This is a genomic window from Streptomyces sediminimaris (assembly GCF_047049295.1).
GTDB lineage: Bacteria > Actinomycetota > Actinomycetes > Streptomycetales > Streptomycetaceae > Streptomyces > Streptomyces sediminimaris.
Genome location: NZ_JBJWOT010000001.1, coordinates 4,368,296 through 4,384,508 on the forward strand (window position 1 = coordinate 4,368,296; position 16,213 = coordinate 4,384,508).

Below are 16,213 nucleotides of genomic sequence, written 5' to 3' on the forward strand. Positions count from 1 at the left end.
GGCATGACCTGACCGGGATCAGGCGGACAGGCGGGCGCGACCCTTGCTGCGGCGGGACGCGAGAATCGCGCGGCCGGCACGGGTGCGCATACGCAGCCGGAAGCCGTGGGTCTTGGCGCGACGACGGTTGTTCGGCTGGAAGGTGCGCTTGCTCACTCGGGGGCTCCAGAAATCAACTCGGTGGTGGCGGGTGCCGTCCTGGCTGTCACCGTGCGCCCACGAGTAGCTCGCAGTTACGCCCGAGTGCACCGCTTCCCGATCACCTGACGCGATCTGTGCCCATCGGAGGCAGGCGGCAGCAGCCATCGACAACTCGACCTGGTTACGGTACGCGGGGCTGCGCCATCCGGTCAAACCAACGGTCACTGAGAGACACTATCCACAGGCTGGGGACAACAACTTGAACCGCACCGGTCGCCCTGACTACCGTGGCTGAACTCCGATTCGTTTCCCTGGACCCCTCTGTTCGGGCTCCACCCCGTTTCAATCCCTACCCGTCCCAGAACCACACGTTCGTGGGACCCGTGAGAGAGCGTGCCCTGTGGCTGACGTACCTGCCGATCTTGCCGCAGTGTGGCCACGAGTACTCGAGCAACTCCTCGGCGAGGGCCGCGGACAGGGTGTGGAGACCAAGGACGAACACTGGATCCGCCGCTGCCAGCCGCTCGCGCTGGTCGCCGACACCGCACTGCTCGCCGTCCCCAACGAGTTCGCCAAGGGCGTGCTCGAGGGCCGCCTCGCCCCGATCGTCAGCGAGACGCTGAGCCGTGAGTGCGGCCGTCCCATCCGCATCGCCATCACCGTCGACGACTCCGCGAACGACCCCCCCGCCCCGCCGGCGCCGGCCCGCCCCCAGCCGCGCTACGAGGAACCCGAGCTCCCCTCGGGTCAGTACGAGGGCTACGGCCGCCACCGCGCCGACGAGCACCGGCCCGGCCGCCCCGACCAGCTGCCCGGCGACCAGCTGCCCTCCCCCCGGGGAGACCAGCTCCCCACCGCGCGGCCCGCCTACCCCTCGGAGTACCAGCGCCCCGAGCCCGGCTCCTGGCCCCGTCCGTCGCAGGACGAGTACAGCTGGCAGCAGCAACGCCTGGGTTTCCCCGAACGGGACCCCTACGCGTCACCGCCGCAGGACTCCTACGGGCCGCCCGCACAGGACCCCTACGGCTCCTCGACCCAGGAGTCCTACGGCCCCCCCTCCCAGGACTACCGCCCGCACGCGATGGAACGGCCGCCGTACGACACGCAGCGCCCGGACTACGACCAGCCGCACCAGGACTACGACCAGCGCGACGCCCGCCGGGAACTGCCCGAGCAGCGGACCGGCACCGGGCACGTGCACCGGGGCGGGCCGGTCGGCCCCAACCTGCCCGCCAGCGGCGCCCCGGGCCCCCTGGCCGCTCAGCCGGCGCCGGCGCCCGGCCCGGGAGAGCCCACCGCCCGCCTGAACCCGAAGTACCTCTTCGACACCTTCGTCATCGGCGCCTCCAACCGCTTCGCGCACGCCGCCGCGGTCGCCGTCGCCGAGGCACCGGCGAAGGCGTACAACCCTCTGTTCATCTACGGGGAGTCCGGGCTCGGCAAGACGCACCTGCTGCACGCGATCGGGCACTACGCGCGCAGCCTCTACCCGGGCACGCGCGTGCGGTACGTCAGCTCGGAGGAGTTCACCAACGAGTTCATCAACTCCATCCGCGACGGCAAGGGCGACAGCTTCCGCAAGCGCTACCGCGAGATGGACATCCTGCTCGTCGACGACATCCAGTTCCTCGCGGACAAGGAGTCGACGCAGGAGGAGTTCTTCCACACCTTCAACACCCTGCACAACGCCAACAAACAGATCGTGCTCTCCAGCGACCGGCCGCCCAAGCAGCTGGTGACCCTGGAGGACCGGCTGCGCAACCGCTTCGAGTGGGGCCTGATCACCGACGTCCAGCCACCCGAGCTGGAGACGCGCATCGCGATCCTGCGCAAGAAGGCGGTGCAGGAGCAGCTCAACGCCCCGCCCGAGGTACTGGAGTTCATCGCCTCCCGCATCTCGCGCAACATCCGCGAGCTGGAGGGCGCGCTGATCCGGGTGACGGCGTTCGCCTCCCTCAACCGGCAGCCGGTGGACCTCGGCCTGACGGAGATCGTCCTCAAGGACCTGATCCCCGGCGGGGAGGACTCCGCCCCCGAGATCACCTCGACCGCCATCATGAGCGCGACCGCCGACTACTTCGGCCTCACGGTCGAGGACCTCTGCGGCACCTCGCGCGGCCGCGCCCTGGTCACGGCCCGCCAGATCGCCATGTATCTGTGCCGGGAGCTGACGGACCTCTCGCTGCCGAAGATCGGCGCGCTGTTCGGCGGCCGCGACCACACCACGGTGATGCACGCGGACCGCAAGATCCGCAATCTGATGGCCGAGCGGCGCTCCATCTACAACCAGGTGACGGAGCTGACGAACCGCATCAAGAACGGCTGAGAGCGCCCCGGGACCCGTTCCGCACAGCCGGGACCTGTTCCGCGGACGCCGTCAGGGCGCCCTCCGGAGGACATCCGGAGGGCGCCCTTCTTCGTGCCGGCGCCGGTCCGCCGCTGTGTCCGCCGCGTCCGCGGTGTCCGCAGCCCGCGCCGTGTCCGCACGGTCCGCGGGACGCGCTGTTCGATTACCTGCCGGGTTACGGCCTCTCTCCACAGATCACGGTACTTTTTTCCGTCCACATGCTGGGGACTGCGAAGTTGTCCAGATCACGGTCCACAGACATCCCGTCCGGAACCCGTCATCCGAGGTCACATGGCTGTGGATCGGTGGACGAAGGATCTCCACAGACTGTGGACAGCCGGGTGATCCACAAGCTGTGCACGGAGTTGTCCACCGGCCGCCCACAGGCAAAGGCCCGTTGTCCCCAGAGATCAGTGGTTTCTCCACATCGCTGTCCACTGTTCGGCAACGCGACGCGCCTGATCACCGTGTCGAGTGAAAGGCGTCACATGAAGGTGCCGGGTTGGGCTGTGGGAAAGACGGGTAAAGCTGGGGACGGCGCTGGGGAGAACTCGCCTCAGCCTGTGCACGGGGTGTGCAGAACTTCCCGTTCTCCACAGAACCCCGGAGTTGTCCACCGCTTCCGCCCACAGGGCCCGTGGACAAAATCTCGCCTCTGAGCTGCGAAAACGGAGTTATCCACGGTTTCCACAGCCCCTACTACTACTCCCAACCAGAGAGAGCGAGAAGTTCGTTCAGAAGGGGGTCCTGTGCACAACTCGCTGTCCGGCTCCCGGCTGCCCCTCGTCACGACTTGACCCCGAGAGGCACCTACTGTCAGTGCCGTGCGTCAGACTGGTCCCCGGAGTCCTTCCCTTCACAGGGACCGGCGACACCGAGACAGACGACGAAGCCAGGCAGGGCGAGCAGCGCCGGCAACAGCAGGAGGCGGCAACAGTGAAGATCCGGGTGGAACGCGACGTACTCGCGGAGGCAGTGGCCTGGGCGGCGCGCAGCCTCCCGGCCCGTCCGCCGGCGCCTGTCCTCGCCGGCCTCCTGCTGAAGGCCGAGGACGGCGCTCTGAGCCTCTCCAGCTTCGACTACGAGGTCTCCGCGCGGGTGTCCGTGGAGGCGGAGGTCGAGGAGGAGGGCACCGTCCTCGTCTCCGGCCGGCTGCTCGCCGACATCTGCCGCGCCCTGCCCAACCGCCCGGTGGAGATTTCCACAGACGGTGTACGGGCGACCGTGGTGTGCGGCTCCTCGCGGTTCACACTCCACACCCTGCCTGTGGAGGAGTACCCGGCGCTGCCGCAGATGCCGAACGCGACCGGTACGGTCCCCGGCGAGGTCTTCGCCTCCGCGGCGGCCCAGGTGGCCATCGCGGCGGGCCGTGACGACACGCTTCCCGTCCTGACCGGTGTGCGCATCGAGATCGAGGGCGACACGGTCACCCTGGCCTCCACCGACCGTTACCGCTTCGCGGTCCGTGAGTTCCTGTGGAAGCCGGAGAACCCGGAGGCCTCCGCGGTCGCCCTGGTGCCCGCCAAGACGCTCCTGGACACCGCGAAGGCGCTGACCAGCGGCGACAGCGTGATCCTGGCGCTGTCCGGCTCGGGCGCGGGTGAGGGCCTGATCGGCTTCGAGGGCGCGGGCCGCCGTACGACGACCCGCCTGCTGGAGGGCGACCTCCCGAAGTACCGCACGCTGTTCCCCACGGAGTTCAACTCCGTCGCCGTGATCGAGACCGCCCCCTTCGTGGAGGCCGTCAAGCGTGTCGCCCTGGTCGCCGAGCGCAACACTCCGGTGCGGCTCAGCTTCGAGCAGGGTGTGCTCATCCTGGAGGCCGGTTCCAGTGACGACGCACAGGCTGTGGAAAGGGTGGACGCCCAGCTGGAGGGCGACGACATCTCCATCGCCTTCAACCCGACGTTCCTGCTGGACGGGCTGAGCGCGATCGACTCCCCGGTGGCGCAGCTGTCGTTCACGACGTCCACCAAGCCCGCGCTGCTGAGCGGCAAGCCTGCCCTGGACGCGGAGGCGGACGAGGCCTACAAGTACCTGATCATGCCGGTGCGGCTGAGCGGCTGAGGCGGCGGGACGGTCCACAGGCCGTGGAGGAATCCCGCGGCCCTGGGGAAACCCGCAGGTGGGGCTGTACGTATGAGCGCGTATGCCCACAGCTGTGCGCGAGCGTCCGGGTTTAGGGTCGGACACAGGTACGAACGTGCCCCACACGCCACACAGCAACCTAAGGAACAACTGATGGAGCTCGGTCTCGTCGGCCTCGGCAAGATGGGCGGCAACATGCGCGAGCGGATCCGCCGCGCGGGCCACACCGTGATCGGATACGACCGCAACCCGGACCTTGCCGATGTCCACAGCCTCGCCGACCTTGTGGGCAAGCTCAGCGGCCCCCGCGTCGTCTGGGTGATGGTCCCGGCCGGCGCCCCCACGCAGTCCACGATCGACGAGCTGGCCGAGCTCCTTCAGCCCGGCGACGTCGTCGTGGACGGCGGCAACTCGCGCTGGACGGACGACGAGAAGCACGCGGAGGAGCTGGCGGCCAAGGGCATCGGCTTCGTCGACTGCGGCGTCTCGGGCGGTGTCTGGGGCCTTGAGAACGGCTATGCGCTGATGTACGGCGGCGACGCGGAGGACGTCGCCAAGGTGCAGCCGGTGTTCGACGCGCTGAAGCCCGAGGGGGCGTTCGGCGCGGTGCACGCGGGCAAGGTGGGCGCGGGCCACTTCGCGAAGATGGTCCACAACGGCATCGAGTACGCGATGATGCAGGCCTACGCCGAGGGCTGGGAGCTGCTGGAGAAGGTCGACTCGGTCACGGACGTGCGCGAGGTCTTCCGCTCCTGGCAGGAGGGCACCGTCATCCGCTCGTGGCTGCTGGACCTGGCGGTGAACGCCCTCGACGAGGACGAGCACCTCGACAGGCTGAAGGGTTCTGCACAGGACTCCGGTGAGGGACGCTGGACCGTGGAAGCCGCCGTCGACAACGCCGTGCCGCTGCCGGCGATCACGGCCTCGCTCTTCGCGCGGTTCTCCTCGCGGCAGGAGGACTCGCCGCAGATGAAGATGATCGCGGCGCTGCGCAACCAGTTCGGCGGCCACGCGGTCGAGCAGAAGTAGTCCACAGGACGCCGAGAAGTCCACGGATGCGCCGGCCGCCCGGCCGCGGATCCAGAGCCTGAGGAGGGCGGCGAACGACCATGCACGTCACGCATCTGTCGCTGGCCGACTTCCGCTCGTACGCCCGGGTCGACGTCCCGCTCGACCCGGGCGTCACCGCGTTCGTCGGCCCCAACGGCCAGGGCAAGACCAACCTCGTCGAGGCCGTCGGCTACCTGGCCACGCTCGGCAGCCACCGGGTGGCCTCCGACGCCCCGCTGGTGCGCATGGGCGCCGACCGTGCCGTCATCCGGGCGCAGGTCAGACAGGGCGACCGGCAGCAGCTCGTCGAGCTGGAGCTGAACCCCGGGAAGGCCAACCGGGCCCGTATCAACAGGTCCTCGCAGGTCAGGCCGCGGGACGTGCTGGGCATCGTACGGACCGTGCTGTTCGCGCCCGAGGACCTGGCCCTGGTCAAGGGGGACCCGGGCGAGCGGCGCCGCTTCCTCGACGAGCTGATCACCGCTCGTTCGCCGCGCATGGCCGGTGTGCGCTCCGACTACGAGCGGGTCCTCAAGCAGCGCAACACACTGCTGAAGTCGGCCGCGCTGGCCCGCCGTCACGGGGGCCGCTCCATGGACCTGTCCACGCTCGACGTCTGGGACCAGCACCTCGCGCGCGCGGGTGCCGAGCTGCTCGCCCAGCGCCTGGACCTGATCGCCGCGATCCAGCCGCTGGCCGACAAGGCGTACGAGCAACTGGCCCCTGGCGGAGGCCCGGTGACCCTGGAGTACAAGCCGTCCGCCCCCGGTGAGGCGCACACGCGCGAGGACCTGTACCAGCAGGTGACGGCCGCGCTCGCCGAGGCCCGCAAGCAGGAGATCGAGCGAGGCGTCACCCTGGTGGGGCCGCACCGCGACGATCTGGTGCTCAGGCTCGGTCAGCTGCCCGCCAAGGGGTACGCGTCGCACGGCGAGTCCTGGTCGTACGCGCTGGCGTTGCGGCTGGCCTCCTACGATCTGCTGCGCGCCGAGGGCAACGAGCCGGTGCTGGTCCTCGACGACGTCTTCGCCGAGCTGGACACCCGCCGCCGTGAGCGCCTGGCGGAGCTGGTCGCCCCCGGTGAGCAGGTGCTGGTGACGGCCGCGGTCGACGACGACGTACCGCATGTGCTGGCCGGGAGGCGGTACACCGTGTCGGAGGGGACGGTGTACCGCGGATGACGAACGAGGAGCCCGCTGCCGAGAAGGCCACCGAGCCGTCCGGCGTCGACCTCGCGCGCGTGGCGCTCAGGGCGGCGAAGGAACAGGCACGCGCGCGTGGGGACGCGGCGCGGCAGAAGAAGCAGGCACGGCGCGGCGGCCTGCGCTCCGGCGCGCGCGCCGACGGGCGGGACCCCATGGCGCTCGGCGCCGCGATCAACCGGCTCATCACCGAGCGCGGCTGGGAAACCCCGGCGGCGGTGGGCGGAGTGATGGGCCGCTGGCCGCAGATCGTCGGCGGGGACGTGGCCAAGCACTGTGAGCCCGAGAGGTACGACGAGGACGAGCGGGTGCTGGTCGTGCGCTGCGACTCCACGGCCTGGGCGACGAATCTGCGCCTGCTCGCCCCGACGCTGGTCGCCCGCCTCAACGAGGATCTCGGGCACGGCGCGGTCAGCGTGATCAAGGTGAACGGCCCCGGCGGCCCCGCCCGTCGCTACGGCCCCCTGCGCGCTCCCGGCAGCACCGGACCCGGTGACACGTACGGGTGACAGACCTCACATCCGCAGGCCGTCGGCGCCCCTCCCGAAGCGCCGGCGGCCGCTTCGTTGCACCCCCGCGTGCGGGTGCGAACACCTACCTGACTCCCAAGTAGCCATGGGTTGACAGTCGGAAGCGCTGAGTGCCGCTGTGAGCCTCTTGGAGCCCCGCTCCGTATATGGGGACCCGGAAGACGCCGGTTGAGGGCGGCACATGAGGACTCAGGTACCGGCAAACCCCCATCACTGTCGGCGCTACCGGTAGACTGGAAGACAATCCCGCCCCACTCGTGGGGACCGTCCGGGAAAAGCTGAGCAACGCTGAACAAGGCTTACCAACGCAACATGCCGCAGCCGCTCCGGCAACCCTCCCCCGCAGGGGGACCCCAGAGCCTGGCTCGTGCTGTGCCAGAAAGGGCGCTTCGTGGCCGATTCCGGCAACCCCAACGAGAACATCCCGTCCACCGACGCCGGCGAGAACGGCGCGGTGACCTCGTCGAACGGCGAGGTCACCGCCTCGTACGACGCCAGCGCCATCACTGTGCTCGAAGGCCTGGACGCGGTTCGCAAGCGCCCCGGTATGTACATCGGCTCCACCGGTGAGCGAGGGCTGCACCACCTCGTGTACGAGGTGGTCGACAACTCCGTCGACGAGGCGCTGGCCGGCTACGCGGACACCATCGACGTGACGATCCTCGCCGACGGCGGCGTGCGCGTCGTCGACAACGGCCGTGGCATCCCGGTGGGCATCGTGCCCTCCGAGAACAAGCCGGCCGTGGAGGTCGTGCTGACCGTGCTGCACGCGGGCGGCAAGTTCGGCGGCGGCGGCTACGCGGTCTCCGGCGGTCTGCACGGCGTGGGCGTCTCCGTCGTCAACGCCCTCTCGGCGAAGGTCGCCGTCGAGGTCAGGACCGACGGCCACCGCTGGACGCAGGACTACAAGATGGGCGTCCCGACGGCACCGCTGGCCAAGCACGAGGCGATCGAGAAGACCGGCACGACGGTCACCTTCTGGGCGGACCCGGACATCTTCGAGACCACCGAGTACTCCTTCGAGACGCTGTCGCGGCGCTTCCAGGAGATGGCGTTCCTCAACAAGGGTTTGACGATCAGGCTCACGGACGAGCGTGAGTCGGCGAAGGCCACGACCGGTGCGGACGAGGCGGGTGCGGACGAGAAGGACGAGGTCAAGACCGTCACGTACCACTACGAGGGCGGCATCGTCGACTTCGTGAGGTACCTCAACTCCCGTAAGGGAGAGGTGGTGCACAACACCGTCATCGACCTCGAGGCCGAGGACAAGGACAAGAGCCTGTCCCTCGAGGTCGCGATGCAGTGGAACAGCGGTTACAGCGAGGGTGTGTACTCCTTCGCCAACATCATCCACACGCACGAGGGCGGTACGCACGAGGAGGGCTTCCGCGCGGCCCTCACGAGCCTGATCAACAAGTACGCGCGCGACAAGAAGCTGCTGCGCGAGAAGGACGACAACCTCACCGGTGACGACATCCGCGAGGGTCTGACCGCGATCATCTCGGTCAAGCTGAGCGAGCCGCAGTTCGAGGGCCAGACGAAGACCAAGCTGGGCAACACGGAGGCCAAGACCTTCGTGCAGCGGGCGGTCTACGAGCACCTCAACGACTGGCTGGACCGCAACCCGGTCGAGGCGGCGGACATCGTCCGCAAGGGCATCCAGGCGGCCACCGCGCGCGTGGCGGCCCGCAAGGCCCGCGACCTCACCCGCCGCAAGGGCCTGCTGGAGTCGGCGTCCCTGCCGGGCAAGCTGTCGGACTGCCAGTCCAACGACCCGACCAAGTGCGAGATCTTCATCGTCGAGGGAGACTCGGCCGGGGGCTCGGCCAAGTCCGGCCGTAATCCGCAGTACCAGGCGATCCTCCCGATCCGCGGCAAGATCCTCAACGTGGAGAAGGCCAGGATCGACAAGATCCTGCAGAACCAGGAGATCCAGGCGCTGATCTCCGCCTTCGGCACGGGTGTGCACGAGGACTTCGACATCGAGAAGCTCCGCTATCACAAGATCATCCTGATGGCGGACGCCGATGTCGACGGCCAGCACATCAGCACCCTGCTGCTGACCTTCCTGTTCCGCTTCATGCGTCCCCTGGTCGAGGCCGGGCACGTCTTCCTGTCGCGTCCCCCGCTCTACAAGCTCAAGTGGGGCCGGGACGAGGTCGAGTACGCGTACTCCGACCGCGAGCGCGACGCCCTGGTGGAGATGGGCCGCCAGCGCGGCAAGCGCATCAAGGAGGACACGATCCAGCGCTTCAAGGGTCTCGGCGAGATGAACGCCGAGGAACTGCGGGTGACCACCATGGACCAGGAGCACCGCGTCCTCGGCCAGGTCACCCTCGACGACGCCGCCCAGGCCGACGACCTGTTCTCGGTGCTGATGGGCGAGGACGTCGAGGCCCGCCGCCAGTTCATCCAGCGCAACGCCAAGGACGTCCGCTTCCTCGACATCTGAGTCGGTCTCAGCTGACCGCACCAGGAAGGACCTTCACCAGCAATGACCGACGAGAACACTCCCGTCACCCCGGAAGAGGCCGCCGACGCGGGTCTGCGCGTCGAGCCCGTCGGGCTCGAGACGGAGATGCAGCGCTCGTACCTCGACTACGCGATGTCCGTCATCGTCTCGCGTGCGCTGCCGGACGTCCGCGACGGCCTCAAGCCCGTCCACCGCCGGGTCCTGTACGCCATGTACGACGGCGGCTACCGCCCCGAGCGCGGCTTCTACAAGTGCGCCCGCGTCGTCGGCGACGTCATGGGCAGCTACCACCCGCACGGTGACTCCTCGATCTACGACGCGCTGGTCCGCCTCGCGCAGCCGTGGTCGATGCGGATGCCGCTGGTGGACTCCAACGGCAACTTCGGCTCTCCGGGCAACGACCCGGCGGCGGCCATGCGCTACACCGAGTGCAAGATGGCGCCGCTGTCGATGGAGATGGTCCGTGACATCGACGAGGAAACCGTCGACTACATGGACAACTACGACGGCCGTTCCCAGGAGCCGACCGTCCTGCCCGCCCGTTTCCCGAACCTGCTGATCAACGGCTCCGCCGGTATCGCGGTCGGCATGGCGACCAACATCCCGCCGCACAACCTGCGCGAGGTCGCGGCCGGCGCGCAGTGGTACCTGGAGAACCCGGAGGCCTCGCACGAGGACCTCCTGGACGCGCTCATCGAGCGCATCAAGGGCCCGGACTTCCCCACCGGCGCCCTCGTGGTCGGCCGCAAGGGCATCGAGGAGGCGTACCGCACGGGCCGCGGCTCGATCACCATGCGCGCGGTCGTCGAGGTCGAGGAGATCCAGAACCGGCAGTGCCTGGTGGTCACGGAGCTGCCCTACCAGGTCAACCCCGACAACCTCGCGCAGAAGATCGCCGACCTGGTCAAGGACGGCAAGATCGGCGGCATCGCGGACGTCCGCGACGAGACCTCCTCGCGCACCGGTCAGCGCCTGGTCATCGTGCTGAAGCGGGACGCGGTCGCCAAGGTCGTCCTGAACAACCTCTACAAGCACACCGACCTGCAGACGAACTTCGGCGCCAACATGCTGGCGCTGGTCGACGGCGTCCCGCGCACCCTCTCGCTCGACGCGTTCATCCGCCACTGGGTGGCGCACCAGATCGAGGTCATCGTCCGCCGTACGCGCTTCCGCCTGCGCAAGGCGGAGGAGCGCGCGCACATTCTGCGCGGTCTGCTGAAGGCCCTGGACGCCATCGACGAGGTCATCGCGCTGATCCGGCGCAGTGAGACCGTCGAGGTCGCGCGCGGGGGCCTGATGGACCTCCTGGAGATCGACGAGATCCAGGCCAACGCCATCCTCGAGATGCAGCTGCGCCGGCTGGCCGCCCTGGAGCGCCAGAAGATCGTCCAGGAGCACGACGAACTCCAGGCGAAGATCACCGAGTACAACGCGATCCTGGCCTCCCCGGTCCGCCAGCGCGGCATCGTCAGCGAGGAGCTCGCCGCGATCGTCGAGAAGTACGGCGACGACCGCAAGACGATGCTGGTGCCCTTCGACGGCGACATGTCCATCGAGGACCTCATCGCCGAGGAGGACATCGTCGTCACCGTCTCGCGCGGCGGCTACGTCAAGCGCACCAAGACGGACGACTACCGGGCGCAGAAGCGCGGCGGCAAGGGCGTACGCGGCACGAAGCTGAAGGAAGACGACATCGTCGACCACTTCTTCGTCTCGACCACCCACCACTGGCTGCTGTTCTTCACCAACAAGGGCCGGGTGTACCGCGCGAAGGCCTACGAGCTGCCCGACGCCGGCCGGGACGCCCGCGGCCAGCACGTCGCCAACCTGCTGGCCTTCCAGCCCGACGAGGCGATCGCCGAGATCCTCGCCATCCGGGACTACGAGGCGGCGCCCTACCTGGTCCTCGCGACCAAGGGCGGTCTGGTCAAGAAGACGCCTCTGAAGGATTACGATTCGCCGCGTTCCGGTGGTGTCATCGCCATCAACCTCCGTGAGACGGCGGACGGTTCCGACGACGAACTGATCGGAGCCGAACTCGTTTCGGCCGATGACGATCTGCTTCTGATCAGCAAGAAGGCCCAGTCGATCAGGTTCACCGCCACGGACGAGAGCCTGCGGCCCATGGGCCGGGCCACCTCCGGTGTGAAGGGCATGAGTTTCCGTGAGGGTGACGAACTTCTGTCGATGAATGTTGTTCGACCCGGTACGTTCGTGTTCACTGCCACAGACGGCGGGTACGCGAAGCGGACCGCCGTCGACGAGTACCGCGTCCAGGGTCGCGGCGGCCTCGGCATCAAGGCCGCCAAGATCGTGGAGGACCGCGGGTCGCTCGTCGGCGCGCTGGTGGTCGAGGAGACCGACGAGATCCTCGCCATCACGCTGTCGGGCGGTGTGATTCGTACGCGAGTCAACGAGGTCAGGGAGACGGGCCGTGACACCATGGGCGTCCAACTGATCAACCTGGGCAAGCGCGATGCCGTGGTCGGCATCGCCCGTAACGCCGAGGCGGGGCGCGAGGCGGAGGAGGTCGACGGCGATGCCGTCGACGAGACCGCCGAGGGTGCCGCGGACACCGGCACGGACGAGGGTGAGGCGCCCTCGGCCGAGTAGCACGAGGAGTGAGCAATCGTGAGCGGAGCCACGGGCGCCGGATCTGCCGGTACCCCCACGGGTACGGAGACGGACGGCGGCGGCCGTGGCTCCGCCGCGCGTGCGGCGGACCCGCACACCACGCAGCTGCGCAAGATCGACGCCGGTGCGGCCGACCCCGGCCCGCCCGACACTCATGGATCCCAGGGGGGAACTGTGACGGACTCCCGAGGCCCGCAGACCCAGCAGTACGAGGCTGGAGCGGGCCCGGCCGCGGCGGGCGCCCAGCCCGCGGCGCAGCAGGCTGCCTCTCCGCTCCCCGGGGAGCGGCAGCCGCAGCAGCCCGCCGGGCCCTACCACCCGCCGCAGGCCTACCAGAACCAGCAGGCCCCGGCCGGCGCCGTACGGCGTCCGCGCACCGGCGCGCGTACCACGCCCCGGGTCCGCAAGGCACGCCTGCGGGTGGCGAAGGCCGACCCGTGGTCGGTCATGAAGGTCAGCTTCCTGCTCTCCATCGCGCTGGGCATCTGCACGATCGTCGCGTCCGCCGTGCTGTGGATGGTGATGGACGCCATGGGCGTCTTCTCGACGGTCGGCGGCACGGTCTCCGAGGCGACCGGCTCCAACGAGACGAACGGCTTCGACCTGCAGTCCTTCCTGTCGCTTCCGCACGTCCTGACGTTCACCTCGATCATCGCGGTCATCGACGTCGTCCTCGCGACGGCTCTCGCGACCCTCGGCGCGTTCATCTACAACCTCTCCGCGGGCTTCGTCGGCGGCGTCGAGCTGACGCTCGCCGAGGACGAGTGACCTTCACCCCGTCGGCCCCTCCCCACCGCTGCCGCCGGCCCTGAGACAACCGATTTTGGGACTGCGCACGTCGTGCGCTAATCTTCAGGGGTCAGCGCGCGGGACATACACCGCAGAGCGCGGCGGGGCTATAGCTCAGTTGGTTAGAGCGCATCCCTGATAAGGATGAGGCCACAGGTTCAAATCCTGTTAGCCCCACCAGCCACGAAGACCCCCGACCGATCCGGTCGGGGGTCTTCGGCGTCTGCGCGGGGTGCCTGACGGACGCGGTGCGGGCCGTGGCGGGTCCGGTCGGCACCGGCCGCCGGCTCGCAGCAGCGAAAGACCCCCGACCGGCTGCCGGTCGGGGGTCTTCCTGTGGCGGATTGAGTACGCAAGCTCGCCGGTGGGTCGGAGATGCGCGGTGGGGTCTCAGAGCTGGAGGGGAGTGCCTTGTTTGGGGACGGTGACGAACGCGTCCGTCGGCAGGTCGATCTCCATGCTCACGGTGCCCGCGCACTCGTCCGTGTCCGCCTGCGGGCGGAGGCGGCAGCTGGGGGCCTTTCCGTGGGCCTCGGCGTGGATGCGCTGTTTCATCGTGGGGGGCAGGGCTCCGGCGCTGGACCAGGACCACTGGGGCACCGTCGGCGTCGTCGTCGCGGGCGGCGTGCTGTTGCCGGTCGGCTCGGTCTGCGCTACGGCCGCGGCGGCGGTCGTCGTGATGAGTCCGAGCGCCGTGCACAGCGCGAGGAAGGCGGTGACGATGGTGGTCCACAGCTTCATGACCTGGTTCTGGGCCATGGCCCCTCACTTTCGGGTCTGGGCGATTTGCGTACTTTGCTCATCATGTGTATGAGGGCCGCGAAGTGGTGGACCGACGCCCGTGCCGTGTCGAAGTTCGGATGAACACCACTCGGATGGGCGTAAACAGCAAGAAAAGATAAGAAACGGCAGCAAAAGCAACCCGGCGTGAGGATGTGATCACCGTCAGATCGGAGCGGCGCCCTCCCCTTCTACGGCGGTGCGCCGGACGGCAGTTGGCCGCCCACGCAGGTCACCGATCGGTATCGGCCGGTGTGTATAGTCGGGCGCCAGAGGTCCCCTACGTCAAGGAAAGACGAGGTCGCGCGGTGAAGAAGCTTCTCCTGGTCGCACTGGCCGCCATCGGCGGGCTCCTCGTGTACCGCCAGATCCAGGCGGATCGCGCCGAGCAGGATCTGTGGACGGAGGCGACTGACTCCGTGCCCACGGGTTCGTGAGTATCGACAACGGAATCTGAGCAGACCCCGGCCGTCCTCGCGGTCGGGGTTTTGTGTTGTGCGGATGCGGCGCGGCCGGTAGGGGCAGGATGGGCCACGGTCCGGCCGACGCCGGGCGGCGGCCGGGGACCCGGGGGACGAGGAGGGGCGGCGCGTGATGGGGCGGCGTACGGCGTGGTGGCGCGCGGAGGCTCGACGCGGTCGTCCGTCCGCACGCGTACGCGTGGCGGCCGCGGCGGCGGTGCTGTACACGGTGGCGATACCGGCGTCCTGGCCCACCAGGGCGGCCGCCGCGTCCGGAGCCCCGAACGCCTCCGGCCCCTCCGCCACCTCCTACGCCTTCGCGGAGGGCGCCCGGAGCGTCGACGGGGCCACCGGGACGGCCGACGCCCCCCGCCTCCGGGTCGGCACGACGTACCGGAGTTCCCTCTCCAAGGGCGCGAAGGCCTACTACAGCTTCGACCTCGACGCCGACTCGAACACCTACGTCTCCGTCACAGCCGTCCCCGGCGAGGCCGCCAGGCTCTCCGTCACCGACGGGATCAGGGTGTCGGTGCAGAACACCGACGGCAATTCCTGCTCGTACCAGAGCGCGAGCTTCGGTGCCGCCAGGAGCCCGCACCCCGTCACGGCCTGGGGCGCCCGCACGGTCTCCCCGGCCAACCCGGTGTGCAAGGGCACCGGCACCTACTACGTGGTCGTCGAGCGCGTCGGAACGGCGGAGTCGTCACCCGGTGCCTGGGACCTGGAGCTCACGACCGTCTCCGAACCGCCGGCCGAGAAGGCCGGTCCGACCAGCGCGCCCACGGTGTGGGACTCCGCCTCGCCAACGCCTGTCACGGGCGCGCCCAGGACCAGCCAGGGCGGCGCGGGCTACTCCCGCGCGACCCCCGTGGGACAGGGCGTCTGGCGTGCCGACATCTCGCCCGGACAGACGCTCTTCTACAAGGTCCCGGTCGACTGGGGCCGTCAACTGTCCGCCACCGCCGAACTCGGCACGGCGGGCCGCGGCCAGGGCTACGCGGTCGACGCGCTGGGTCTGGCGCTCTACAACCCCGTGCGCGCCCACGTCGAGGACACCAGCGTCGGCTACGACGGACATCAGCAGTCGCTCTCCCTCGCTCCGGTGCCACCCGTGGCGTACGCCAACCGCTACGCGGCCGGCGACCAGCTGAGCGGGATGCGCTTCGCCGGTTCGTACTACCTCGTACTGCACCTGTCCAAGGGGGTGGCCGACGAGTTCGGCGACGGGCCGTTCGGGCTGACGCTGCGGGTAGGGCTCCGGGGCGCGGGGCAGGACGGTCCCGGCTACGCCGGGCAGTCGGTGCCGCGGAACGTCTTCCAGGTCACGGACGAGGACCGGGAGAACGCCGCGACCGGGGGAGCCGGGGGCGGGAACACCGCGATGAAGGCGGTCGCCGCAGGCGGGATCGGCGCGGGCACGGTGGTGCTGGCCGTACTCGGAGCGTGGACGCTCACCGCACGGCGGCGGGCGGGCACCTGAGCGGTATGCGGGCACCTGAGCGAGGTGGGCACCTGAGCAGGGCGGGGCAGCGGCCGGCGCTCGTCGGTCGGCCGTCACGTTCGGTGGTCAGCGTTCGGCGATCAGCGTTCGGTGGTCACCGGCCGGCGGGTGGTCACTGGCCGGCAGGGCGGGTACCTGAGCGGGGCGGCGTGTCGGTCGGCGGGGCGGCGTGTCGGCGTACGCCGGAGCATCGGTTGAGGCGCGGCCGGTGGCGGGC

Annotated in this window: 12 protein-coding genes and 1 tRNA gene; 11 read left to right on the top strand and 2 right to left on the bottom strand. The window is 69.5% G+C overall.

What is annotated here, in order from left to right; translation table 11 throughout:
• Window positions 1–18: 18 nt before the first annotated feature.
• Window positions 19–156, bottom strand: coding sequence for a 50S ribosomal protein L34 (gene rpmH, locus ACJ9NR_RS20300; protein ID WP_003956500.1), 138 nt, complete (start codon window positions 154–156; stop codon window positions 19–21).
• Window positions 157–541: 385 nt separating this feature from the next.
• On the opposite strand from rpmH, the gene dnaA reads away from it, so the two are divergent.
• The 9 genes from dnaA to ACJ9NR_RS20345 all read left to right on the top strand — a co-directional run bounded on the left by dnaA (window position 542) and on the right by ACJ9NR_RS20345 (window position 13,434).
• Window positions 542–2,467 (top strand): chromosomal replication initiator protein DnaA, encoded by a 1,926-nt coding sequence (gene dnaA, locus ACJ9NR_RS20305; RefSeq protein WP_412493993.1) that lies wholly within the window; start codon window positions 542–544, stop codon window positions 2,465–2,467.
• A gap of 957 nt (window positions 2,468–3,424) precedes the next feature.
• Window positions 3,425–4,555: a DNA polymerase III subunit beta gene (gene dnaN / locus ACJ9NR_RS20310; RefSeq protein WP_412493994.1), complete on the top strand. Its 1,131-nt coding sequence runs from the start codon at window positions 3,425–3,427 to the stop codon at window positions 4,553–4,555.
• Between the two features lie 174 nt (window positions 4,556–4,729).
• Entirely contained in the window at window positions 4,730–5,605 is an 876-nt protein-coding gene (gene gnd / locus ACJ9NR_RS20315; protein WP_412493995.1) for a phosphogluconate dehydrogenase (NAD(+)-dependent, decarboxylating), read from the top strand.
• A gap of 80 nt (window positions 5,606–5,685) precedes the next feature.
• Window positions 5,686–6,807 carry a DNA replication/repair protein RecF gene (gene recF, locus ACJ9NR_RS20320; RefSeq protein ID WP_412493996.1) on the top strand — a complete coding sequence of 374 codons (1,122 nt, stop codon included), beginning with the start codon at window positions 5,686–5,688 and terminating at the stop codon, window positions 6,805–6,807.
• Complete coding sequence (locus tag ACJ9NR_RS20325) at window positions 6,804–7,337, top strand: DciA family protein (protein ID WP_412493997.1); 534 nt, start codon at window positions 6,804–6,806, stop codon at window positions 7,335–7,337. The genes recF and ACJ9NR_RS20325 overlap by 4 nt, the downstream gene beginning before the upstream one ends.
• 412 nt (window positions 7,338–7,749) lie before the next feature.
• The gene (gyrB, locus tag ACJ9NR_RS20330; RefSeq protein WP_412493998.1) at window positions 7,750–9,810 is read left to right on the top strand and encodes a DNA topoisomerase (ATP-hydrolyzing) subunit B; all 2,061 of its coding nucleotides are present in this window, start codon (window positions 7,750–7,752) and stop codon (window positions 9,808–9,810) included.
• A 42-nt stretch (window positions 9,811–9,852) separates the two neighbouring features.
• Window positions 9,853–12,444: a DNA gyrase subunit A gene (gyrA, locus tag ACJ9NR_RS20335; protein WP_412493999.1), complete on the top strand. Its 2,592-nt coding sequence runs from the start codon at window positions 9,853–9,855 to the stop codon at window positions 12,442–12,444.
• Window positions 12,445–12,462: 18 nt separating this feature from the next.
• On the top strand, window positions 12,463–13,233 hold the full coding sequence (locus ACJ9NR_RS20340) for a DUF3566 domain-containing protein (protein WP_412494000.1): 771 nt from the start codon (window positions 12,463–12,465) through the stop codon (window positions 13,231–13,233).
• A 124-nt stretch (window positions 13,234–13,357) separates the two neighbouring features.
• Window positions 13,358–13,434 (top strand) — tRNA-Ile (locus ACJ9NR_RS20345).
• Window positions 13,435–13,644: 210 nt separating this feature from the next.
• Here the strand turns inward: ACJ9NR_RS20345 and ACJ9NR_RS20350 are convergent.
• A complete protein-coding gene (locus tag ACJ9NR_RS20350; protein WP_412494001.1) occupies window positions 13,645–14,013 on the bottom strand; it encodes a DUF6344 domain-containing protein in 369 nt (122 codons plus the stop codon).
• Window positions 14,014–14,342: 329 nt separating this feature from the next.
• On the opposite strand from ACJ9NR_RS20350, the gene ACJ9NR_RS20355 reads away from it, so the two are divergent.
• Window positions 14,343–14,471: a DLW-39 family protein gene (locus ACJ9NR_RS20355; protein WP_003999697.1), complete on the top strand. Its 129-nt coding sequence runs from the start codon at window positions 14,343–14,345 to the stop codon at window positions 14,469–14,471.
• A 157-nt stretch (window positions 14,472–14,628) separates the two neighbouring features.
• A complete protein-coding gene (locus ACJ9NR_RS20360) occupies window positions 14,629–15,975 on the top strand; it encodes a hypothetical protein (RefSeq protein WP_412494002.1) in 1,347 nt (448 codons plus the stop codon).
• Window positions 15,976–16,213 lie beyond the last annotated feature (238 nt).